We start from the raw sequence: 25423 nt of genomic DNA on the forward strand, positions 1-25423 counted from the left end.
CAAATGCTTAACTGCAACACAAATTTCATCATATTGTTGACCATTAAGTTTATAATGCTATGAAATTAAACGATTGTTGTGTTCGTGTCACAATATTTAGATTATATTTTACAATTATCATTATTTAAACACATTAAATTTCATAAATTATTTTAAAATCCAAATTAAAAACTGGTAACCTCTACTTTATAGAAGAGATTACCAGTTTTTGTGAACTGCACCCTGTCAAGTAGACAGTGAAAAAAACAAAATGTTTATGGCTACCTTATATTTACGATATAAGGGTAGCCATTTTTAATGTTATTCTTTCTTGATTAAAAAATTCTATATATGAATTAATTGCTTTTATTGCTGTAGCCTTGTCTTTAAAAATCACTTTTTTTCTTCCTCTAAACAATTCACTTTTAATAGTTCCCCATACACCTTCCATTAGGTCCATTATCTATGCAACATCCTGGTCGTGACATACTTTGTTTTATACCAAGTTGCTCTAACGTAACTTTAAATAATCTGCTTGTATATTGATATCCTCTGTCGCTATGCAAGACTATACCTTCGGTATTCGGCACAAGTTTGACTGCTTTTTTGAGCGTATCTAATACAAATTTATTGTTATTTGAGGTACTTAATTTATGACTGATAATCTGTTTGCTGCCTAAGTCATAAATAGCACTTAAGTAAAGTTTTTTACCATTGCTGAGTTTGAATTCTGTAACGTCAGTTAACCATTTTTTATTTGGGATTTGTTCTTCAAATTTTCTATTTAATATATTATGTGCTGTAATTTCAGGTGTTGTTTTAATATATCGTTTTCTTTTAGGGCGGATAGTAGATTTTAGATTAAGTTGATTCATCAATCTATAGACACGTTTATGATTTACTTTTTGATGTAGTTTAAGTCTTAAATATATGTATATACGACGATATCCATATATGCCTTTGTATTTATTGTAGATATCAACGATATCTTTGATCAATTTTTGGTTTTCAATTTCTTAATTTGATGGTTTGCGATGTAACCATTTATAGTAACTTGAACGTGATATCTTTAATACTGAACATAACCAAGCTATCGGATAAAGGTTTTTAAATGCTTTTACCGTTTGGTATGATGCTTTTTGTCTGATGCCTGTTTCATCAACTTCCTTTCTATTTCTTCTTCCTTTTTTAAAACGTCATTTTCCATTTGAAGAAATTTATTTTTCTCTTTAAGTATCTTAATTTCAGCTTTTAATGCCTCTTCAGGTGTTAATACAGACTGGGGTTTCCCTTTTCCACGTCCATCTTTAAGCCCATCATACCCATGCAAGTTGTACTTTTTTACCCAGTTATATACTTGGCTATAATTGATGTTAAAATGATTTGCTGTTGTCTTATACGATTGACCATGATTCATATAATAATCAACGATTTCCACACGATCTTCAAATGTTAATGATTTATATTTCAATTGATACACCTCGGGTTTTGGAGAATATGTTTTTAATATTTTACCCGATAAATACTTTGAAATCCATTTGTTTACAGTTGAAGTAGTGGGGATATTATATTTAACTACTAAATCAGTTAAAGATAGGCCATCATTTATATATTCGTGCACAACTTTAAGCTTAAATTCATTTGAGTAGGTATTATTTCTCTGAATTGGTAAAAGCACCTTTATTCCATGCTTCTTAAATTTATAATAGTTAATCAATAATGTTCTAGGAGAACAATTTAAATTTAATTTTTGAATTACATTTTTCATACTATATCCTTCTTCATATAAGCTGAAAGCTTTTTGATAAGTTTCAGGTGATAATTTTCTATGAGTCATAAAAAAACTCCCTTCAAAGTTTACATTTTTAAGTGTCTACTTTGAAGGGAGCATATCATTTGTTTGTTATTTTTTATTATTTAAGAGAACTTTCAACATTAGAATAAGGTAAATTCAAAGCTTCACCTACACCTTTATTTGTTAATACACCATTAATTGTATTTAAACCAAATGATAGAGGTTCGTTATCTTGTAATGCTTTTAAGTAACCTTTTCCCGCAATTTGTAATGCATATGGTAACGTTGCATTATTCAATGCAATGGTAGAAGTACGTGGTACTGCACCAGGCATATTAGCCACAGCATAATGTACAACACCATGTTTTTTATACGTTGGATCATCATGCGTTGAAATACGATCAGTTGTCTCGAAAATACCACCTTGGTCTATAGCAATATCCACGATTACCGAACCATCTTTCATGGATTTTACCATGTCTTCAGTAACTAGATTTGGCGCTTTGGCACCTGGAATTAATACCGCACCGATAACTAAGTCGCTGTTTTTAACACATTGTTCAATATTTAATGGGTTAGACATAATTGTGTGCACACGACCATCAAATAAATCTTCAAGCTCTTGTAAACGCTTAGGATTAACATCCAAAATTGTTACATCGGCACCTAATCCTAATGCTATTTTAGCAGCATTTGTGCCAGCTTGACCTCCACCGATAATCGTTACGCGGCCTTTAGAGACGCCAGGCACACCGCCAAGTAAAATGCCCATGCCACCTTTATATTTTTGTAAAAATTCTGCCCCAATTTGAGCAGACATACGCCCTGCTACTTCACTCATTGGTGTTAATAGTGGTAATGATTTATCTGGCAATTGAACCGTTTCATAAGCAATACCTATTACTTTATTATCTAATAAAGCTTGTGTGAGTTTCTTTTCATTTGCTAAATGTAAATAAGTAAATAGTATTAGTCCTTCCTTAAAGTATTGGAACTCTTCTTCTAATGGCTCTTTGACTTTCATAACCATATCCACGTTCCATACTTCAGCTGGTCCATCACCAATTTTCGCCCCAGCCGTAACATAATCATCATCTTCAAAATATGAACCTAAACCAGCAGATTTTTCAACAATGACTGAGTGACCTTGTTCTACTAATGCATGTACACCACTTGGTGATAAACTCACCCTATTTTCATTGTTTTTAATCTCCTTCGGAATACCTATTCTCATTTTATCCACCTCCAAATTTATAGTAACGCGTATTATATGAAAGCGCAATCATAGTTTAGAGTATTTTTACAACATGTATTAAGGGGAATTATGTTAATATTCTGTAAATAGTGGTATAATATAAGCAAGAAGATGAAGGAGGTAATTGTGATGCTAACGTATAAAAATATTTTAATCGCTGTCGATGGATCACATGAAGCTGAATGGGCATTTAATAAAGCTGTAGAAGTAGCAAAACGTAATGACTCTAAACTAACAATCGTCAATGTTATTGATTCAAGAACTTACTCTTCTTATGAAGTTTATGATGCTCAATTTACTGAAAAATCAAAAAATTTCTCAGAAGATTTGTTAAAAGGTTATAAAGAAGTAGCAACAAATGCTGGTGTAACCGCGGTTGAAACAAGACTAGAATTTGGTTCACCTAAAGCAATCATACCTAAAAAGTTAGCAGCTGATGTAGAAGCAGATTTAATTATGTGTGGTACGTCAGGATTAAATGCAGTTGAAAGATTTATCGTAGGTTCTGTGTCTGAGGCAATTGTACGACACTCTCCGTGTGACGTGTTGGTGGTACGCACAGAAGAACTTCCAGAAGACTTCCAACCACAAGTAGCTACAGATGAATTTAGATCTAAGTATCAAGCACACTAACTTTAATATTCGACCTATTTAATAAAAGCATACAGATTTAAAATAAGAGAGATAGTTTGCACGATATATAGTGTTAAACTATCTCTTTTTATTAATTTTCTTAACATCTATAATTTACTTGTTATCCAATTGTTATATTAAATTCAAATGCGCTTCATATCAGGTAAGTAAAATAAAATTAAGACATACCCCTAAAGGAGTCAATGATATGAAACAATTTAAGAGACTGATGATACTTAGTTTTGCCATTAATGCTTTTTTTATTTCTGCACCAACATATACATACGCATCTTCAACTGATGATATAAAAAGTGAAAAAACAGCTACTCGATTAAATTATATAGATACGGAAACAATTCCTTATAATAAATCATTTAATGATACAAAAGTAGGCGGTCTTTCTGGCATTTCCTATGATGCCAAATCCAAAAAATGGCTTATGATTAGCGATGACCGTTCAGAAGAAAATCCAGCTAGATTTTATGAAGCTCAAATTCATTATAATAAACACAAATTTAATAAAGTAAAATTCACTCGAATGCACTATTTAACACAAGCTAATGGAACAAAATACCCAAATAAAGCATCGTATAATCCCCATTCACAAGATGTTGTAGTTGACCCAGAATCAATTAGAATTGACCCTCTCAATCGTAACCATATACTTTATACAAGTGAAGGTGATCGAAATCTCGGTTTCAATCCCTTCATAAGAATAGCTAGTAGAACTGGAACATTGATCAATGATTTGCAAATCAATAACCCTATCAAAAAGGATAATCAAAATAAATATGGATTTAGAAATAATCAGGCGCTAGAGGGGAGTACGTTTTCTGAAAATGGTAAGTATATCTGGACTTCTATGGAAGCACCTTTACTTCAAGATGATCAATTACCAACCACAGAATCAGGCGCCCTAACACGCTTAACAAAATATAATCGTCAAGGAGATGTTATAACAGAAAAAGCTTATTCTCTAGATCCAATTCCTAAAAAACCTGGAAAAAATAAAGATGCTGAAAATGGAATTGCTGAAATTTTAATCTTGAATCAAAAACAATTACTTGTACTTGAGCGTGCCACTGTTCAAGATAAAAATAGTAATTTCAAAAATTATATTCGCGTCTATAAAGTCGATATAGCCAGTGGAACAGATATTAAAAATATTAAATCTCTCCAAAAATCTCACGTCGCACCGGTAAAAAAACAACTGATCGCAAATCTTAATGAGCAAGACATTGGGCATATCGACAATATAGAAGGAATGTCATTTGGCCCGAAATTACCTAATGGTAACGATAGCTTGGTCTTTATTTCAGATAATAACTTCAATCAAAAACAACAAACGAACCTAACTGCATTCGAAATAAAACCTTAAAAATACAACAATCAGTTTATGTTTTTCAATTCAAGTATATTTTTTTAAAACTTAATAAGTAGTTAAAACATTAATAATAAAACAAAAGAAAACGTCAATTTCTATAAGCTTGCAATAGAAATTGACGTTTATTTATAAATCAAAATGCTTATATTCAAGATTTTGTTTTGAAACTTTTTAAGATTTTGAACTGAATCAAGTCTCTATACTTTGAAATTAAACAATCTCTAGTTTTGTTTCAAACTTATTCTAGATTACCAAATTTAACTACATCGCGTGCAATCATGACTTCTTCGTTTGTAGGAATAACAATGACTTTTACTGGTGAGTGAGGATAGTTAATGAAACCCTCTTCTCCATGAATCGCTTCATTTTTCTTAGCATCCCAATAAACTCCCATAAATTCTAAACCTTCTAAAACTTTTGCTCTAACAGGATCAGAGTTCTCGCCTACACCTGCAGTAAAGATGATTACATCTACGCCGTGCATACGTGTCGCATAAGAACCAATATATTTGTGAATTCTTGATGCAAAGACATCTAATGCTAATTGAGCACGTTCTTTACCTGCTTTAGCTTCATCAATAATGTCTCTTAAATCACTTGAAGTACCAGAAATACCTAATAAACCTGATTCTTTATTTAATGTATTCAAAACTTCTTCTGCATTTTTTCCTGTTTTTTCCATAATAAATGGAATTAATGCAGGGTCAATATTTCCTGAACGCGTACCCATAGTAACACCAGCAAGTGGTGTGAATCCCATTGAAGTATCAACAGATTCTCCGCCATCTATTGCAGCAATTGATGCACCATTACCGATGTGACATGAAATCATGCGTAATTCTTCAATCGGTTTGCCCAAAATCTCAGCTGCGCGTTGAGATACATATTTATGACTTGTTCCGTGGAATCCATATTTACGAATACCATAATCTTCGTAATATTGGTATGGTAAGCTGTATAAATAAGATTTTTCTGGCATAGTTTGATGGAACGAAGTATCAAAAATAGCTACATGTGGAATTTCTGGTAACAATTTACGGAAAGCACGAATACCCATTAAGTTTGCAGGGTTGTGTAAAGGTGCTAATTCACTTAATGACTCAATTTGTTCTTCAACTTCATCCGTAACATATACTGAATTTGGGAATAATTCACCACCATGAACGACACGATGACCTGTTCCGTCAATGTCATAAATGCTATCAATCACACCATGTTTTTTGAAACTTTCTAACATGATATTAACCGCTTGTTCATGGTCTGCAATATCTAAAGTTTCCTTGTGTTTTTCTCCACCCACTTCAATGATAAATACAGAATCTTTTAATCCAATACGTTCAATTAGTCCTTTAGTAACAATTTTTTCTTCCGGCATTTCAATAAGTTGAAATTTCAATGATGAACTACCAGCGTTAATAGCCAAAATTAATTTTGACATAGCATAATGCCTCCAATTTAAATTAAATTATTTTATATCCATATCTATTTAATCATTAATACAGTAAGAATTCAAGAATATTACAGTTTAATTTTCAGGATGATTTTCCATCATCCAAGCGTTTAAATCTTGTAAAAAGGCTTGAAATTGTTGAGGGCTTTTGAAATCAGGTATATTCGCTAACAGAACCTCTACTGGCTTTGTTACATTCGTTTCTTTCTTCTGCAGTATAAGTATGGATTTACGCGCTTTTTCATTTTTAAATAGTGTAGATGGCAAGTTTAAAAAAGCTTGCATTTCTGTTTCTGTTGCAATGAAATTTTGTAACTGTTTCACATTTGTACTTTCAAATAAATTACTAGGTACTACTAAAAATGCATATCCTGATGTTTTTAAGGCTGTTACTGCTTGTTCAATTAATAAATAGTGAGAGAAGCTATGCCCTTCTTCAAACCCTAGTTGCATTTCTTTACTTCTTTCATCTACTGGATAATACCCTATCGGTAGATCACCAATAACAACATCTGCATCTTCAAAAGGTAGTGGCATGATAGCGTCTTGAGGATAAACATCAAATGGAATTTCTAAAAAGTTTGCCAAATGTACACTCACGCGTGATAATACAGGATCCACTTCAACCAGGTGATGCATAATCGTATGTTCAGTGAGTACTTCATGTACAGAAGCGCTCAAATGTCCAGCACCACTCGCAATATCCGCTACATGGAATTCATCTTTGTTTTTTAAAAAACGTTCGGCAAGGAATCCTAGAATCATTCCAATTGAATCAGGTGTAATTTGATGATTTGCTTGAACATCCTCTTTTTGCATTAAATTTAAATAAGCAAATTGAAACGCTTTACGTCTATCTTGTAGCGTGGCTTGTTCCAACAATGACCTTTGATTAGTATAAATATTTTCCATTGCAAGTCCTAAATTTTCTATGAAACTTTGACCATTCTCTTCATTTAAAGATTTGGTTTTTTCATCAAGTGCCTTAAATAATTGTTCCATTACTGTCTCTTCTTGTGCCATTTAAAAGTCCTTTCTAAAAAAACTGTCCATAATTTAATTGAAATTAAGTCAGTACCCTAACTTATATTACCAAATAATTATGGACAGTTTAATTTATAATGTCAACGATACTGTTTTGTGAGTTTTACTAGTTTAATCATATGACAATATTATATTATTTATAGATTACGATAAGCTTCTAAAGCAGCATCAAAGTCTGGGAAATTTGTACCTTCAGAAACAATTTCAGTATAAACTACTTTATTGTTTTTATCTAAGACAAAAACAGAACGTGCTAATAAACGCAATTCTTCCATAACAACGCCGTACGTTTTACCGAAAGATAAGTTTCTATGATCACTTAAAGTGATTACATTTTCTAAACCATTTGAAGCACACCATCTTTTTTGTGCAAATGGCAAGTCTACAGAAATAGTTAAAACCACACCATCTTCCTTAGCAGCTTCTTCATTAAATTTACGTGTTTGTTGATCACAAACACCTGTATCTATAGACGGAATAACACTAATTAATTTCTTATGTCCGTCATAACTTTCTAAAGTTACTTCATTTAAATCATTGTCTAAGACAGTAAAATTTGGAGCATATTCTCCTTTTTTTACTTGTGAACCATATAGTGTTACTGGTTCTTGTTTAAATGTAATTTGTGCCATATTGCACGCCTCCTATTAAATAGTTCTTACAACCATAGTATACCTATCTATCGTATCAAAATAAACTCATAGCTCAGTAAAATTCACATTTATTTTTTTAAATAAAACAACTTTTCAAATTTATTTCTGATTACGACTGTATCAGCGAAGATATCATGGATACCCTTGTGTTTATTTGTAAACAAAACAACCAAGTAAGGTAAGTTAAATAAAACGCCACTTATAATACGACCAATCCATTCTCTAAACAACACATCTGCCCATGTAAGAGATTGACGATCTATCCGTTCTACTCGAATGTTACAAATCATTTTACCTATCGTTTGTTTGAAAAATTTTGTTAATAATACAAAATATAAATAAAATACAAGCGCATCTAAAACGTGACCTAAGCTAAAATAATCAATCCATAACTTAAGTTCATCAATTTGCGTAAAATGGTATATCGGTTTCAATAATAGTCCTTGTATGCCAAATATAATGAGTAAATCAATAATAAAACTCCAAAACCTTATACCAAAACTAGCATATACAGACTTTGTTAATTGTTCATGATACATTGCTTCTATATCAGATTTATCATTTTCTGGGGTTGACTGTAATGTTTGTTGATTTGTATACTGCTCCATTTTATACACCTAACCTTTATATAGATACATAGGTTCAGCTTCTGTATCATTGCTTATAATTGATTTCAATTCACTTAATTCATTTTTGAATTGATGTAATGTTGTTTTAGTTGAATGAATAGAACTAAACCAACCTTCGTCTTCACTATATTTAAACACTTCAGCATCCTTTGCTTTTATGTCTTTCTTAAGTGCTTTTAACGCATTATCGTTATAACCAATTTCATCAATCAAACCATTCTTTTCGGCTTGTTGCGCACTATATATACGTCCATCAGCTAACTTTTTAACCTTTTTCTCTGGCATATCTCTACCTTTAGCAACAATACCAACAAATCTTTCATAACTATCATTTAATACTGATTGCATGATATCTTTCTCTTCATTAGTCATTTTTCGAGAACTACTCATAATATCTTTATGTTCACCAGATTTAATGACATTTTCCTTAACGCCTAATTTTTCTTGTAAACCAGAATAATCAACGTTTGACATAATAACGCCAATAGATCCAGTAGTCGTTTGTGGACCAGCATATATTTTATCAGCAGGGGCAGATATATAATATCCACCAGATGCAGCCATCGCATCCATATGTACATAAACCTTTTTATCTTTTTTCTTTATTTCTTTAATTTTTTTATAAATTTCATCACTTGGATATGTACCTCCGCCTGGTGTGTTAACGGTTAATAAAACACCTTTAATCGAGCTATCTTTTTTAACTTTATCCAACTGTTTAAGGAATGCTTCATGATTATAACCAGAGCTTCCAAACATTCCTTCACCAGTACCCTCACTAATTTCACCATTTAAAGTTAAGTGTACAATGCGTTTTGAAGTATCACCTTCTGATTCTACCGTTTCAGTAAATGGATCTATTTCTGACATACTATCTTCACTAAAAAGCGAAGAAATCACAGTAGATATCGAACTCATAACAATACCACCAAGCACGATAATTACGGCAAGTACTATTGCTATTATTCTCTTTTTCGACATAACGTATTCACTCCCAGAATATTTTTTCAATCGTTTCAAATACAATTTAAACATAATCAATTCAATAATGTATACCATTATATGAAAATAAAAAAGGATTAAGATAGCAATAGGCTAGTATGAGTGTCTATTTAAAATGAAAAGAAGCTGAGACAATTAATTTGTCTCAGCCATGTTCACGTATCTGAATACCTTTGAAATATAGCAAATTCTTTTTCCAAATGATCAATTTATTAATTGCATTATGTAATCGTAAGCATTTTTAATAATCAATATGGCAGTTACAACAATAAATAAAGTTTTTACATAACTGACACCTTTTTTAATTGCAAAAGCTGCCCCAACATACGATCCACAAATCATACTTGCTGCCATAATTAAACCATAAAAATAGTCAACTTGATCTAATATCATAAACAAAATTAAAGCGCCTAAATTAGAAGCAAAATTTAATACTTTCGCGTTTCCGGCAGCACTTAAAAAATCAAATCCGAACATAAGTAAAATAAAAAGCATAAATGAGCCGGTACCACCACCTAAAAAACCATCATAAAATCCTATGAGTGACATAAGACTCATAAATAAGATTGCTTTACCAAGCGACAATTTTGTAAATGTACGCACATTTCCCCAATCTTTTTTAACTAACGTATAAATCATCACTAACGTCAAAATAATGATAACCAATGGTTTTAAAAGTTCAGCGGGTAGAAATGTAGCAACGCTAGCACCACATATTGCTAAAATAAATACAAATGGAAATAACTTTCCTACAATCTTCAAATCGACATTACCCGACCTCAAGAAACGAAATGCACTTGTAAGTGAGCCAAATGAACTTGCTAATTTATTAGTACCCAATGCAATAGCGGGTGGCATACCAACAGCTAATAATGCCGGGATAGAAATTAAGCCACCCCCACCTACAACTGCATCAATAAACGCCGCTAAAAATCCTAGAAGTATAATTATCAGTACGATTGAAATATCCCAATCTAGCATGATTCCATCCCCTATCTGTTTTATCCTTATGTCTAATTAACTCATGTTGTTCTTATGGAATTGAATACTCAAAGTAAATATTAAAATAAATGATCTGCCAATGCTTGCGTTTCAGTATCTTTTTCACTTTGATAGTCTGGCGTAATTGTTAAAGTTTCTATTTGTTCAAATGCTTCTTGTACAAGAGGTTCAAAATCATATATCGCTTCAAATTTTTCGACTTTTTCAATGTCTGGCTCCGTCGCAGGATTTTTAGGTGTAAAGATGGTACAACAATCTTCATATGGTTGAATAGATGTCTCAAATGTACCAATTTCTTTGGCTCTCTTCACGATGTCTTCCTTATCTAATGTTAAAAGTGGTCGTAAGATTGGTGTAGATGTCACATGATTGATAGCATACATACTTTTAAGCGTTTGACTAGCAACCTGTCCTAAATTTTCACCATTTACGATGGCATGTCCATCAATATCATGCACAAGCTTATCCGCTACCCTCATCATCATTCTACGTGTTGAAGTCATCGTATAGCGCTCATGTACGACTTTATTAATTTGTTTTTGTAAAGCAGTGAAGGGTACAATATGCAATTTAATAGGACCAACATGCGCAGACATAATTCTTGTCAGTTCAATTACTTTATCTTTAGCCTTTTCACTCGTGAATGGTGGACTATGAAAATGAATGGCTTCTACAGTGACACCTCTTCTCATAACTTCAATACCAGCTACTGGAGAATCTATACCTCCGGATAACATAAGTAATGTCTTACCACCCGTACCAACTGGTAATCCACCAGATCCTGCAATGACTTGATCATAAACATAAATAGCGTCTAATCGAACCTCAACTTTAATCGTATGGTTCGGGTTGTGTACATCTACTGTTAGATCATCAGTTGCGTTTAATACGGTTCCACCGAGTTCTTTTTGCAATTGATATGTATCAAACGAAAAGTTTTTATCTGAGCGTTTGACATCAATCTTAAATGTATCTCCATGTGCATAACCTTGAGCAAATTTTACAGCTATATCACGTACTGCTTCTATTGTTTTATCAATTTTTAATACGGGACTGATAGAATAAATACCAAATACTTTTTCTAAGCGGCGACACATTTCTTCAATATCTGCACCTTCATCTAATTCAATGTACATTCTATCTCTATTGGCTTTGACTTTATATCCTTGCAATGGCATTAATGCGCGTTTAACATTTGAACGTAATTTATTAACAAACATCTTACGGTTAGCACCTTTTAAGGTTAACTCTCCATATCTCACTAAAATGTGATCATAAATCATTTTAACAACTCCTTCACTTCTTCATATACAAGATTAAATTTCTCCTTAAAATTACGTATATCATCAGTAGTAGTATTGGCACCCATTGATATTCTGATACTGCCTTCTATTTGCGTTTTAGGGATATCCATTGCTAAAAGTACTTCGTTCAAGGATGCTTTTTTGGATGAACAAGCACTTGTAGTAGATAGCATAATATCATATTTTGAAAATGCATTTACTAATACTTCACCTTTCACGCCGGGAAAACCAACATTCAAAATATGTGGTGATGCGCCGCTAGGAGAATTAACCTTTACACCACTATATTCATTTAAAAATTGTATGATTTCCTGATTGAACTCACTTAATTTTTCATATAGTTGCGCACTTTCTTTTACAGCGACTTTTAAAGCTTTCACGATGGCTATATCAATAGGAAGATTGACTGTGCCACTTCTAAGTCCGTATTCTTGACCACCGCCATGAACAATTGGCTCAATTTGATGTAAATTACGAACAAATAAAAGGCCTTGGCCTTTTAAGCCATGAAATTTATGACCACTTAAACTCATTGTGTCAGCAGATTTAAAATCTAACGCAATTTTACCTATTGCTTGTACTGCATCAACATGTAAGTGTGCTTTAGGGTATTGGTGAACAATTTTTGCCACCGCTTCGATAGGTTGAATTTGTCCCATGATATTATTGACTTGCATACATGTTACAAGAGCTACCTTATCTGACATCAACGATTTCAAATGTTCTAAATCAATTTGTCCATCTTTAGTCACGTTTACATATTTTATATCGAAACCTTCATTTTCTAATGAACGAACAACCTCTAAAACAGAGGGATGTTCTAAAACTGAAGTGATTATGACATTTGCAAATGCTCTTTTCTTGTAGGCAATCCCTTTGATAGCAATATTATTCGATTCAGTTGCGCCACTTGTAAAAACAATATCAAAATCTTTTTCTAATTTAAATAGTTCTTTAATTTGATCTTTTGATTGTTGTAATAACTGCTCTGCTTGTATGCCTGCTTTATGTGGGCTGTTTGGATTATAATATAGCGATTCATTTACTTTTAAAAAGGTATCTAATACGTCTTGTCGCGGTTTCGTTGTCGCTGCATTATCAAGATAAATCAATGTTTTCACTCCAATTCAATATCATTTTATATTTAAGGATTTTTCATATTTATTTTTTATATCAACATATCATTTCTTATTTTAAAGTTTCCCTTTTAGCATTATACTCGGTTTTATTAAAAAGAAAAGAGAGTAAGACAGAAAATGGTTTTTTAAATATAATTTCTTCATCACTGTCTATATGAATTTTTAAATGATCATTAAATATTAATAATTTGTTCATACAAACATCTAGCGCCAAAAAATTATTTGAGGCTGGAACATTTTTATGTTCCAGCCTCAAAAACATTACTATTATTTAGTTGATAACTTGTGATTCAATTTGTTTTGTAACACCTGGTTCTACACTCTCTAGCGCTTGTTCAGATATTTCAATTGAGCGTTTGTAACGATTATTTTTAAATAAACGCTCTGCTTCATTAAGACTTTTATCAATATTTGAACTTTCTTTACGATAGCGGTTCCCATATTCAATCAATTTTTCAGCATAGACTGCATTGACGAGAACATCTGTTGCTTCATCTTCAAATTTATTCATTTGTAGAACCACTTTAGAGACTTTATCTTTAAGTTGTTTTACATGGATGGGTCTCACACTAAATTTTTTGTTTACTTCACGCACTTCATAATCTATTTCATTTTTCATAATGATGAATCTTTCAGGTACACTCGGTAAATTTGAGGCCAAGAGTTTTCTATAAACTTCCTCTTTTTTACTTTGAACACGCAAGATATTTTCTTCTGCTTCTGCTTCATCTTCTCGAAGTTGAATTAAATGATTTTGTAGTTTTTCTTGTTTTTCATTGATAACATCAACATGTTCTTCGATATATTTCAAGTTATCTTGGACTTCGCTATATCTTACTGCTGATTTCGCCATTTCTTGTAATATTTCATCATATACTGAAATCATGCTCTGAATTTCATTTTCAAACTGTCTTACATTTTGAACATCACTTTCGTTTATATAATAATTTTCGCGCACATATTCAATTTCAGTTTGTAACGTATAATTCATTTCTTTAGCTCTAAATAGATTATCAGTGATAACTTCTTTTGTTTCTTCTACTTCATTTTTTGCTTTTACTTCATGTTCGATTAATTCATACATTTCATCAAGACGATCATTAATACTATTTAATTTATCATTTGCTTCGTCTAATTCTAATCTACTGATCATTGGTTCAACGAAACTCAATTCTGTTTTAAGCGTCTGTAATGAACTATCAATTTTGACATGATCTAAATCATAACCCTCGACTTTCAAGTCGCGACATCCATATTTTAAATCTTGGAATTGTCCTGGTAATTCTTTTTGTGCTTCTCTAATCAACTCAGGAATTTCATCCATATCTTTTTTAAGATAATTCATATCTTCATTAAGTGTTTTGATATGATTGTACGCTTGGTTATAATTGCCGTCCTCTTTTAATGTTTCATATGTTTCCATTTCTGGAACAAATGATTCAATTTCTTGTTCCAATGGAGCAGCTGCTTCACCGAATTGATGTCTATTAGCTAACACATCACGTTTCATTTCACGATAATCCACCTTACACGCTTCATATAGGTGGTCACTTTCTTTATGTAGATTTAAAATATTTTCAACTTTTGAAGTAAGTTCATTGTAGTTTTCTTCATATTTATCCATCAATTCATGTGCTTCATCAATCTCAGTTTGAGCTTGTGAAAATTTAAATTTATCAAGCAATCCTTCTGCATGATGAATTTTTTCTTCTACTGGTAATAAATATTGATTTTTACTATCTAGTGCATTTTGTTTTAAACTATTATAAGTTGTTTTTGTCTCCCCTGTTAAAGTTAGCTCAGACAATTGAGATAGACTTTCATCATAGGGTAATTGTTCTACTTTTACTTTACGCGTTTCAGCCTTTTCAATTATTTGGCTTTTGTTGGAACGCATATAGAATAATATACCGACAATAATCAGTATAATGACAATAATTGCTAAAATGACATACAATACCATATGTTTTCTCCTCCTATTTTATCACTATTCATTATAACGTAAGATACCTACCCATTAAAGAGAAAATGAGTGAATCATCTCAATTATTTAAAATTAGTCATTTAGTTCTTTCTTTCCTAATCATATGTATAACGATAATTTTAAAATATCTTCTAAAATCAATTGATTGATTACTATTAAAACAGTCTTTATACTAAATGAAAAGTAAAAAGTGAGGTTTTTTTATGCTAGAGGTTAGTGAAACAAATTATGATTTATTACAAAAGCAAGTTTCAAGTTTAATTGAAGATGAGTCCAATATGATTGCCATCCTTAGTAACATATCTGCACTGTTAAATGATTCATTAGATCAAATTAACTGGGTAGGGTTTTATTTAGTAGAAGATAACGAATTAATTCTTGGTCCATTTCAAGGACACCCTGCTTGTGTACATATCGCTATTGGTAAAGGCGTGTGTGGGACTGCTGTTGCCAAAAATGAATCACAATTAGTAGCAGACGTAAATGCATTTCCTGGACATATTGCTTGCGATGCTAACAGCAAATCTGAAATTGTAATACCTATTCATAAAGATAGCAATGTCATAGGTGTTTTAGATATAGATGCACCTATCACAAACCGTTTCAATAATGAAGATAAGCAAGGCTTAGAAAACATTGTAGCAATCATTGAAAAACAATTATCATAAACCAATCCTGTTCTATTACAAACAAACGCAAGGTCGACTATTGACAGATTAATATATCATGGTACAATGTTCTTTGTGTGAATAAACGAAATTAGCAGTTGTATATTAATTGGCACTATGTTGTTCCCAAAGTGGGCGTGCCGTGTAACCGTAGCTATGAGGCGAGGACACATAAAACAATATATCCAATTAAGCATGCAACACTCTTTTTTGTTTTTTCATAACAACAAAAAAGAAAAAGGAGGAGTCTTTTTATGGCTCGATTCAGAGGTTCAAACTGGAAAAAATCTCGTCGCTTAGGTATTTCTTTAAGTGGCACAGGTAAAGAATTAGAAAAACGTCCTTACGCACCAGGACAACATGGTCCTAACCAACGTAAAAAAATGTCAGAGTATGGTTTACAATTACGTGAGAAACAAAAATTACGTTATTTATATGGCATGACTGAAAGACAATTCCGTAACACATTCGAAATCGCTGGTAATCAACATGGTGTACACGGTGAAAACTTCATGCAATTACTTGCTGCACGTTTAGATGCAGTTGTATACTCATTAGGTTTAGCTCGTACACGTCGTCAAGCACGTCAAATCGTTAACCATGGTCATATCGAAGTTGACGGTAAACGTGTTGATATCCCATCATACACACTTAAACCAGGACAAGAAGTTTCAGTACGTGAAAAATCTGCTAAATTAGATATCATTGCTGAATCTGTTGAAATCAACAACTTTGTACCTGATTACTTAGAGTTTGATGCAGACAACTTAAAAGGTAAATTCATTCGCATTCCTGAACGTAGTGAATTACCAGCTGAAATCAATGAACAACTTATCGTTGAGTACTACTCAAGATAATAAGTTTTTATATTAAAACACCGACAAATTTTTTGTCGGTGTTTTTTTGTATCCAAATTTGTAGACAGTGACTCATTACGCAATCATTTCTAAGCTAAAATAATAAACGTAGCATATTGAAAGGCTTCAAGATATCCCCCATTGTATTCACTTAATGTTAAAGGAAAATAAAAGACCTTCCGCTGTACTTCTTTTCAATTTTACATTTTTCTTTACTTTGTTTATATTTAGTAAAAAGGAGTGTTAACATTGAAAATTAGAGCTTTAGAAGAAACAGATTTGGACTTTGTACATCATTTAAATAATGAATATTCCATTATGTCTTATTGGTTTGAAGAACCATATCAATCTTTAAGTGAGTTACAATCACTCTATAAAAAACATCTATTAGATGAATCTGAAAGAAGATTTATTATCGAAAATGATTCTGAGCGTATCGGCGTGGTTGAATTAGTAGAAATCGATTTTATACATAGTAATTGCGAAATTCAAATTATCGTAGATGAACAATATGGTGGTAAAGGATATGCCTCACAAGCCTTTAAAATGGCCATAGATTATGCCTTTTTAGTGTTAAACCTTCATAAAATATATTTATTTGTAGATGTTACAAACGAGAAAGCTGTACATATCTACCAAAAGCAAAACTTTAAAATTGAAGGTACCTTACAAGAACATTTCTATACACGAGGTAAATATAATGATTGCCATGTAATGGGTCTTTTAAGAAATGATTGGATTAATCAACAAAAATAAATGTAACCCCCACTTCTCAACTTGTTGAGTTAGTGGGGGTTATGCATGAGCTTTAGCTCAGGTAATCCTTAAAACCACTTCTCAACTTGTTGAGTTAGTGGGGGTTATGCATGAGCTTTAGCTCAGGTAATCCTTAAAACCACTTCTCAACTTGTTGAGTTAGTGGGGGTTATGCATGTGCTTTAGCTCAGGTAATCCTTAAAACCACTTCTCAACTTGTTGGGTTAGTGGGACTTATGCATGAGCTTTAGCTCAGGTAATCCTTAAAACCACTTCTCAACTTGTTGGGTTAGTGGTTCTTATGCATGAGCTTTAGCTCAGGTAGTTATTGAATTAACAAAATAAGCGATGTGGTTTGTCAGAAATAAGACCATCGACACCAATACGGATTAGTTTTATCGCTTGGCTTTTTTCATTAACAGTATAAGGCATTACTTTTAATCCATGATAATGTGCTTTTTTCATAAAGGTTTTCGTTACTAAGGAAAAGTGTGGATTAACATAGTCAGCATATTCAGCTATTTTTTTAAAAGATGGCATTTTATACCAATATCGTTTTTTGCTAATTAAAACACCTAATCGATAGCCATAATGCTTCAGATATAGTTGTTTTATAAAATTTTGATCAAAAGATTGAATGATCACTTGATTTTTATCTAGCTCATATTGCTGTAGTTTATCTATTAAATCATTTTCAATGCCGGGATAATTTTTAGGTTGTTTCATTTCTATTAATAATGCCTGAGACGATGCTTTGATTAATGTTAATACTTCATCAAATGTCAGCAATGTTTGTTTGGTATATCTTGGATTACTATTTATACCATAATCATATTGTCTTAAATCATTAAGTGTTTGTTCTCCAACCTTCCCCCTACCATTTGATGTTCTGTCAATAGTGTCATCATGTATCACAACTAACTGACCATCCCGCGTTTTATGTAGATCTATCTCTAAAATATCTGCATTGCTTTGAAGGGCAGCTTGAATAGCAATACTGGTGTTTTCTGGATAATCCATTGCCAAGCCACGATGCGCAACTAACATTATATGATGTTTTTCGTATTCAAATGACATAAAAAGTGCCCTCCCCTTTCATTATAAACTAGAATCCACTAAACTTAAGTTATCATAAAAACAATGGAGGTCAAAGCAATGGTACAACATCAATTTAAAGTAACTACAAAATGGGAAGATGGACGAGAATCAGTCGGTAAACTTTCTGGTGATATTTTGAATGAACAAATATCTATCCCAGCAGGTCTAGGCGGAAATGGAACTGGTACGAATCCTGATGAGTTATTAGTATCCGCAGCATCATCTTGTTATATCATTTCCCTTGCGGCTGTATTAGAACGCTCAGGTTTTACCAATATTGATATACAACAATCAACTATTGGATTAGCTATATTTGAAAATGCCAAATTTAAAATGGATACCATTACACATTATCCTGAAATAAATGTAGATACAACACAGAAAGAACAATTAAAAAAGAAACTACCAAAGTTACTAAAGATTGCAGACAATAATTGCATGATTTCAAATTCTATAAGAGGCAATGTCGACGTCAAAATAGAACCTATATTAAAATAATTTTGCAATCATTTTATGTATGACGGAATATGATTATAATAACAATGTATGCCCTTACATATTATTAGAAATTTGAATATATTTAATTATTTTAAATTTTAACACTTTTATATTTTCTGAAAATTTGCTAAACTTGACAATCATAAGCATTGGGGGAATTACACATGAAATATTATCATCCTTTGTTACTTACACCAGGACCAACACCTGTACCAGAACATATATTACACGCTACACAATTACCAATGGTCGGACATCGATCAAGTGATTTTGAAGCTATCGCAGAACAAGCTTTTAAATCACTTAAACCTATCTTTGGTTCTAAAAATGAGGTTATGATACTTACTTCAAGTGGTACCAGCGTACTTGAAGCGAGTATGCTAAATATAGCAAATCCAGATGATGACATCGTTGTAATTGTTTCTGGTGCATTTGGCAATAGATTTAAACAAATTGCAGAAACTTATTACGATAATGTACATATATTTGAAGTTGAATGGGGACAAGCGGTCAGTGTTCCTGACTTTATCGACTTTTTAAAATCTTTAAACACTGAAATCACAGCAGTCTTTAGTCAATATTGCGAGACTTCTACTGCTGTATTACATCCTGTTCATGAACTTGGCAAAGCATTAAACGACTTTGATTCATCGATATATTTTGTAGTTGATGGTGTTAGTTGTATTGGAGCTGTTGATGTAGATTTAGACCGGGATTATATCGATGTACTTGTTTCAGGTAGTCAAAAAGCAATTATGCTTCCACCCGGTCTCGGATTTGTAGCTTATAATAATCGTGCAAAAGAACGATTTAACGCAGTAGAAACGCCTAGATTTTATTTAGATTTAAATAAATATTTAAAATCATTGGCTGAACATTCAACACCTTTCACACCCAATGTATCTTTATTTAGAGGTGTAAACGCATACGCCGAACTAATCAATGCAGAAGGTTTAGATCAAGTTGTTGCTAGGCATTATGCGATAAGGGATGGATTAAGACAAGCATTGAAAGCATTAGATTTGGAATTATTGGTTCAAGATGTTTATGCGTCTCCTACTGTCACTGCGTTCACTCCAAAATCTAAAGATGAACTCAACTATATTAAGAGTGAATTAAAAAATAGATTTGCCATTACAATTGCTGGTGGCCAGGGTCATTTAAAAGGCCAAATATTACGTATTGGCCATATGGGGCAAATATCGCCTTTTGATATTTTACAAGTTGTATCAGCGTTAGAAATACTATTGTCAGAATTTAGAAATGAATCTTATGTTGGTAAAGCTATCACACAATATATGGAGGTCGTAAAAGCATATGTATAAAATTTTAGTTTCAGATCCAATTTCACCAGATGGTTTAAAAAGTCTAACAGATCATAGCGATTTTAATGTCGACATTCAAACTGATTTGAATGAAACAGAATTAGCTGAAATCATTCCTAACTATGAGGGTCTGATTGTACGTAGCCAAACCCAAGTCACATCTAATATCATTGCTGCTGCACCAAACTTAAAAGTTATCGCACGTGCTGGCGTTGGTGTGGATAATATTGATGTAGAAGCTGCTACTAAACATGGTGTTATCGTTATTAATGCACCTGATGGGAATACAATTTCAGCTACTGAACATTCGATGGCAATGATTTTATCCATGGCACGTAACGTCCCTCAAGCCCACCAATCATTAAAAAATGGTAAATGGGATCGTAAAGCTTATAGAGGCACTGAACTTTATAATAAAACATTAGGTGTTATTGGTGCTGGGAGAATTGGAATTGGTGTAGCAAAACGTGCACAAATCTTTGGTATGAACATACTTGCTTTTGATCCTTATCTGTCAGAAGACAAAGCTAAAGAACTTAATGTGACACGTGCTACAATTGATGAAATTGCTGAACAAGCAGATTTTGTAACAGTGCATACACCGCTGACTCCAAAAACAAGAGGTATTGTAGATAAAGCATTTTTTGACAAAGCAAAACCGACCCTTCAAATTATCAATGTTGCGCGCGGAGGTATCATTGATGAAGTTGCGCTTGTCGAAGCATTAGATACTAATCAAATTCAGGGCGCTGCAATTGATGTATTTGAAAGCGAACCTGCAACTGAATCACCACTTGTTGCGCATGATAAAATCATCGTCACACCACACCTGGGTGCATCTACTGTTGAAGCACAAGAAAAAGTTGCAGTCTCCGTTGCCAATGAAATCATAGACATATTTGAACACGGTAATGTCGTTAATGCGATTAACGCACCAAAAATGTCCTTCAATGAAATTAATGATGAATTAAAGCCATATATTGAATTAAGTAAATTAACTGGTGAAGTAGGTATTCAATTATTGGAAAAAGCCCCTCGTGAGTTACAAATTAAATATAAAGGGGATATCGCACTGGATGATACAAGTTTACTTACTAGAACCCTTGTATCAGGTGTATTACGCCAAGATTTAGCAGAACGTGTCAACTTAATAAATGCCTTAGTATTACTAAATGAGCAAGGTGTATCATATAATATAGAAAAAGATACCAAACATCGTGGGTTTAGCAATTATATTGAATTGACTTTAATTAATAAAGACACACAAATTAAAATTGGTGCAACTGTACTAAATGGCTATGGCCCAAGAATCGTACGTATTAATGAATACCCTGTTGATTTCAAACCTGAAAAACATCAATTGGTTATCAATCATAACGATAGACCAGGTATCGTAGGACGTACAGGTCAAATATTAGGTGAATACAATATCAATATCGCTTCTATGCATTTAGGGCGCACAAACCAAGGTGGTAATGCGTTGATGATTTTATCAATTGATCATCCTGTAACACAAGATGTAATCGATGGTTTATATGAAATCGAAGGATTTAATCTAATAAGAAGTGTAGAATTAGATGTTGCAGTAAGTGAAAATTATAATATTTAACAATAATAAGCTGAAAGGACAACAAAATGATTGTCCTTTCAGTTTTTTATCAATATACTTTTAATTTGAACTATTATTAACTGTCTTATTCATATGAAGTACTATTTAAGCGTCTGGACATAAATAGCAGAAAAATAGAGGCTGGGACATAAGTCCCCATTCTCTAAATAAGAGGACCAATCCATAATATGGATTGGTCCTCTTTATAATTAAAATATTACAATTTTGACTGTACATGCTTGCCTGGGGATATGGCTCGAGGCTATAGTCTCTCGCTCATATCATCCCTAACTATTTCTATATGCGCTTTAGTTCAAGTAAACCCTGTAAGTCATTAATCGTAATCAGCGTTAACAAGGTGTAAATATATATTAATATCCCTTATATTCTTCAATCTTCAATATTTGTATTATAATAAGATATCTCGAATTTCACCAACATGATTGACAATATATTCAGCATCATAGCTTTCTAATTCCTCACGTGCATTTTGTCCTTTCAAACCGGTTAAAGGACCAATAAAAGTTGCACCTATCTTTTTCGCACTTAATAAATCAGCTAATGAATCACCCACAATAAATACTTCATTTGGGTTTACACGATTTTCTTGATTTGTTGCATATTTTTTATAATGTTGCAAATCATTACCATCTAGCGTTGCTAAATAGCTAAATGGATTGGGTTTCCCTAGCGGCTTTAAATCAGGAAAATGTTCTTCTGCAATCAATACATCACTAGCAGTCACAATATGTAAATCGTCAAACAATGATTTAATCCCTAATGTTTCAAATGGAACGATTGTCTCAGTACGTGGTCGGCCTGTAGCAATGGCAATTTGGTAACCAGCGTCTTTTAAATCTTCTAACAATTGCTTGATTTCACTAACAGGTCTAAGCACTACCTCTTGATATATATAGCCTTTTTTAAAGTCAGTGCGTTGTTGTTTCTGTTCTACTTCATGATATAATTCGCAACCTAAATACCATTCCTGATATATTTCTTGTGCTAGCGTCCAGAAAGGACTTTTCAACTCAAATAATTCAGCATCTTTTGTATTTAATTGTACTTTTGCATGTTCAATTAATGCTTGATATATATTTTCTTTACCAGAACTTAAACCATCTAAAAATGAAAGAGGTAATTCAAAATTAAGCTCAATATTAGAAATATGATCACCGAGAAATTGTAGCGTTTTTTCACTAAAGCTTTTTGAATTCAATGCAATAAACAATTCCTCTTGAGTAAGTGATTTGCATAAGTCAATGTAATGCAATGCAATAACAATAAATAACATATCCCAGTTTGAATTCAACCCTAAAGATTTTAACTTTGTTAAGATCTCATCATGGTAGAAGACAATCTCTCTTATTTCAGAAATTTGCTCATCATCCAGTTCATGAAAATCTATAGATGGGTCAATAGCAATATAATCTTTACTCATTAACATTTCATAAACCGTTAATGCAGATACATCAAAGCACCTTTCTTCACTTAAAAACACACCATCAACATCAAATAATACCGACTTCATCTTAGTTCCTCTCCTTTAATCAGAAAATTCTGATACTAGTATATCGTACTATTTACATGTGAAAAGAGCAATGTATTTCCAAAAGATATATATAGAAATATATTATTAATTTCATGAAATTAATTTGAAAATAAAATCACGCTTGAAAATGAAACGATAACATGTACTTATCGCTAATTTCCAAACGTGATTGTATGAATTGCTACAACTTTATAATAAAACTTTCAAACGACGTCTATCTAACTATGATCTTCTAGTTGTGCTTCCATTTCGTCTGCTACTTGTTGTACTTGCGTCCCAATGATAACTTGGGTGTTGTGCTTACCGCTTGTTGTAACACCTACTGCACCAGCACTTTTTATCTTAGTTTCATCAATAATACTATTATCATTGAGTTCCATACGTAAACGAGTAGCACAATTTGTTAAAGAAGTAATGTTTTCTTTGCCACCAAGACCTTCTACGATTTGACTAGCCGTTTTTGAATACTTATTTTTCTGTAACTCCCCTTCAGACTCAGCTGAATCTGCAGTGTCACCTGTTGTAGCTTCTTCTGATGTCGGGTCAGGTAGTAAGTTATCACCACGACCAGGTGTATTAAGTTTCAACCATTTTATCGCTAATCTAAATACAACATAATAAATCACAAAGAACACTACGCCTTGAACCATTAACATCAGTGGATGATTTGCTACTGGATTAATCAGAGATAGTAAAAAGTCAATTAACCCCGCACTAAATGAGAACCCTGCCGTCCAGTGGAATAGCGCTGCAATAAACAGAGATAAACCAGTTAATAGTGCATGAATGACAAATAGTATTGGTGCTACAAACATAAATGAAAATTCGATTGGCTCAGTCACGCCAACGAAAAATGCTGAAATCGCTCCACCAAACATTAAGCCATAAACTCTTTTTTTCTGTTTTGTCTCAGCAGTATGATACATCGCTAATGCTGCTGCTGGAATCCCAAACATCATTACTGGGAAGAAACCAGCCATATAGCGTCCTGTAATACCTTTAACGGCACCATCACCCGTTTGGAATTTAGCGATATCATTAATACCTACTAAATCTAACCAGAACACTGTATTCAATGCATGGTGCAACCCGGTAGGTATTAACAAACGGTTGAAAAAGCCATATAAAAATGCACCACCAGGTCCTAAATCCAATATCCATGTTCCAAATGTAACAATTGCTGAGTACACAACCGGCCAAACAAATAACATAATAACTGCTATAAATATACTAAAGAATGCAGTTAAAATAGGTACCAAACGTTTACCACTAAAGAACGATAACGCTGCTGGTAACTCAGTTTTACTAAATCTGTTATACGTATATGCAGCAACTAAACCGATAATCAAACCGATTAAGACGTTTTGATTATTCATTTGTTCGAACGCTTCATTTACTCCTGTTTCTTTCACACCCAATAATGGTGCTAATTTTTCAGGACTAAGCACGACGGTTGTTAAGAAGAAACCAACAGCTGCAGCAAGCGCCACTGCTCCGTCATTTTTTTTCGCCATACCTAAAGCGACCCCAATTGCAAATAATATTCCCAGTTGTTCTAGTATCGTTGACCCTGCTGTAGAAAAGAACGCAGCTATAGTTGGCAATATACCAAGTGCTGTTAATGCATTACCAATACCAACGATAATAGCAGCTGCTGGTAACACTGCAACTGGCAACATGAGCGATCTTCCCAAACGTTGAAAGAAACTATACATAATCATTCCCCATTTCCCAATAAATTACCCAAAAAATCACCACATGTACAAAATGTCCACGTGGTGAATGAAAGCGTTATACTTGTTGTCAT

21 protein-coding genes and 1 pseudogene are annotated in these 25423 nt (G+C 32.8%); 8 read left to right on the forward strand and 14 right to left on the reverse strand.

Translation table 11 applies throughout. The annotated features are described in order from the left end of the window. Positions 1–271: 271 nt before the first annotated feature. Positions 272–1816, reverse strand: a pseudogene (locus MUA21_RS13355) (IS3 family transposase). 76 nt (positions 1817–1892) lie between these two features. Next, positions 1893–3008 carry an alanine dehydrogenase gene (gene ald, locus MUA21_RS07280; RefSeq protein WP_046206860.1) on the reverse strand — a complete coding sequence of 372 codons (1116 nt, stop codon included), beginning with the start codon at positions 3006–3008 and terminating at the stop codon, positions 1893–1895. 150 nt (positions 3009–3158) lie between these two features. Here ald and MUA21_RS07285 point away from each other — a divergent pair, with 150 nt between their 5' ends. Together MUA21_RS07285 and MUA21_RS07290 are read left to right on the forward strand one after the other, a co-directional pair. Beyond that, on the forward strand, positions 3159–3662 hold the full coding sequence (locus tag MUA21_RS07285; protein WP_046206859.1) for a universal stress protein: 504 nt from the start codon (positions 3159–3161) through the stop codon (positions 3660–3662). A gap of 208 nt (positions 3663–3870) precedes the next feature. Next, positions 3871–5040, forward strand: a complete 1170-nt coding sequence (locus tag MUA21_RS07290) for an esterase-like activity of phytase family protein (protein ID WP_107526092.1) — start codon at positions 3871–3873, stop codon at positions 5038–5040. Positions 5041–5284: 244 nt separating this feature from the next. Here the strand turns inward: MUA21_RS07290 and MUA21_RS07295 are convergent, their stop codons facing one another. The 9 genes from MUA21_RS07295 to ezrA all read right to left on the reverse strand — a co-directional run bounded on the left by MUA21_RS07295 (position 5285) and on the right by ezrA (position 15232). Next, positions 5285–6484 carry an acetate kinase gene (locus tag MUA21_RS07295; RefSeq protein WP_107526091.1) on the reverse strand — a complete coding sequence of 400 codons (1200 nt, stop codon included), beginning with the start codon at positions 6482–6484 and terminating at the stop codon, positions 5285–5287. Positions 6485–6571: 87 nt separating this feature from the next. After that, a complete protein-coding gene (locus MUA21_RS07300; RefSeq protein WP_046206856.1) occupies positions 6572–7519 on the reverse strand; it encodes a class I SAM-dependent methyltransferase in 948 nt (315 codons plus the stop codon). Positions 7520–7677: 158 nt separating this feature from the next. Next, positions 7678–8172 carry a thiol peroxidase gene (tpx, locus tag MUA21_RS07305; protein WP_107526090.1) on the reverse strand — a complete coding sequence of 165 codons (495 nt, stop codon included), beginning with the start codon at positions 8170–8172 and terminating at the stop codon, positions 7678–7680. A gap of 89 nt (positions 8173–8261) precedes the next feature. Further along, on the reverse strand, positions 8262–8801 hold the full coding sequence (locus tag MUA21_RS07310; protein ID WP_046206854.1) for an RDD family protein: 540 nt from the start codon (positions 8799–8801) through the stop codon (positions 8262–8264). Between the two features lie 9 nt (positions 8802–8810). Beyond that, positions 8811–9803 carry a signal peptide peptidase SppA gene (sppA, locus tag MUA21_RS07315; RefSeq protein ID WP_262560950.1) on the reverse strand — a complete coding sequence of 331 codons (993 nt, stop codon included), beginning with the start codon at positions 9801–9803 and terminating at the stop codon, positions 8811–8813. Between the two features lie 225 nt (positions 9804–10028). Then, complete coding sequence (locus tag MUA21_RS07320) at positions 10029–10805, reverse strand: sulfite exporter TauE/SafE family protein (RefSeq protein ID WP_046206852.1); 777 nt, start codon at positions 10803–10805, stop codon at positions 10029–10031. Positions 10806–10885: 80 nt separating this feature from the next. Then, on the reverse strand, positions 10886–12109 hold the full coding sequence (thiI, locus tag MUA21_RS07325) for a tRNA uracil 4-sulfurtransferase ThiI (protein ID WP_262560952.1): 1224 nt from the start codon (positions 12107–12109) through the stop codon (positions 10886–10888). Then, positions 12106–13242 carry a cysteine desulfurase family protein gene (locus tag MUA21_RS07330; RefSeq protein WP_107526089.1) on the reverse strand — a complete coding sequence of 379 codons (1137 nt, stop codon included), beginning with the start codon at positions 13240–13242 and terminating at the stop codon, positions 12106–12108. Before MUA21_RS07330 ends, thiI begins: the two co-directional genes overlap by 4 nt. A 298-nt stretch (positions 13243–13540) precedes the next feature. Next, positions 13541–15232, reverse strand: coding sequence for a septation ring formation regulator EzrA (ezrA, locus tag MUA21_RS07335; RefSeq protein WP_107526088.1), 1692 nt, complete (start codon positions 15230–15232; stop codon positions 13541–13543). Positions 15233–15456: 224 nt separating this feature from the next. Here ezrA and MUA21_RS07340 point away from each other — a divergent pair, with 224 nt between their 5' ends. The 3 genes from MUA21_RS07340 (at position 15457) to MUA21_RS07350 (ending at position 17534) form a co-directional block, all read left to right on the forward strand. Then, positions 15457–15921, forward strand: coding sequence for a free L-methionine (R)-S-oxide reductase MsrC (locus MUA21_RS07340; protein WP_262560954.1), 465 nt, complete (start codon positions 15457–15459; stop codon positions 15919–15921). A gap of 254 nt (positions 15922–16175) precedes the next feature. Continuing rightward, entirely contained in the window at positions 16176–16778 is a 603-nt protein-coding gene (rpsD, locus tag MUA21_RS07345; RefSeq protein WP_019468598.1) for a 30S ribosomal protein S4, read from the forward strand. A gap of 249 nt (positions 16779–17027) precedes the next feature. Next, positions 17028–17534: a GNAT family N-acetyltransferase gene (locus tag MUA21_RS07350; protein WP_262560966.1), complete on the forward strand. Its 507-nt coding sequence runs from the start codon at positions 17028–17030 to the stop codon at positions 17532–17534. 333 nt (positions 17535–17867) lie between these two features. On the opposite strand, the gene MUA21_RS07355 is transcribed toward MUA21_RS07350, so the two are convergent. Continuing rightward, positions 17868–18611, reverse strand: coding sequence for a glycerophosphodiester phosphodiesterase (locus tag MUA21_RS07355; protein ID WP_262560967.1), 744 nt, complete (start codon positions 18609–18611; stop codon positions 17868–17870). Positions 18612–18689: 78 nt separating this feature from the next. Here MUA21_RS07355 and MUA21_RS07360 point away from each other — a divergent pair, with 78 nt between their 5' ends. The 3 genes from MUA21_RS07360 to serA all read left to right on the forward strand — a co-directional run bounded on the left by MUA21_RS07360 (position 18690) and on the right by serA (position 22064). Beyond that, the gene (locus tag MUA21_RS07360; RefSeq protein ID WP_046206844.1) at positions 18690–19130 is read left to right on the forward strand and encodes an SACOL1771 family peroxiredoxin; all 441 of its coding nucleotides are present in this window, start codon (positions 18690–18692) and stop codon (positions 19128–19130) included. Positions 19131–19294: 164 nt separating this feature from the next. After that, a complete protein-coding gene (locus MUA21_RS07365; protein ID WP_064208837.1) occupies positions 19295–20455 on the forward strand; it encodes a pyridoxal-phosphate-dependent aminotransferase family protein in 1161 nt (386 codons plus the stop codon). Beyond that, positions 20448–22064, forward strand: a complete 1617-nt coding sequence (gene serA / locus MUA21_RS07370) for a phosphoglycerate dehydrogenase (protein ID WP_262560968.1) — start codon at positions 20448–20450, stop codon at positions 22062–22064. The genes MUA21_RS07365 and serA overlap by 8 nt, the downstream gene beginning before the upstream one ends. Positions 22065–22473: 409 nt before the next feature. On the opposite strand, the gene MUA21_RS07375 is transcribed toward serA, so the two are convergent. Together MUA21_RS07375 and nagE are read right to left on the reverse strand one after the other, a co-directional pair. Continuing rightward, positions 22474–23595 (reverse strand): HAD family hydrolase, encoded by a 1122-nt coding sequence (locus MUA21_RS07375; protein WP_262560970.1) that lies wholly within the window; start codon positions 23593–23595, stop codon positions 22474–22476. A 239-nt stretch (positions 23596–23834) separates the two neighbouring features. After that, complete coding sequence (gene nagE / locus MUA21_RS07380; protein WP_107526082.1) at positions 23835–25331, reverse strand: N-acetylglucosamine-specific PTS transporter subunit IIBC; 1497 nt, start codon at positions 25329–25331, stop codon at positions 23835–23837. Positions 25332–25423 lie beyond the last annotated feature (92 nt).

This window comes from Staphylococcus ureilyticus, from assembly GCF_025558845.1.
Classification (GTDB): Bacteria; Bacillota; Bacilli; order Staphylococcales; family Staphylococcaceae; genus Staphylococcus; species Staphylococcus ureilyticus.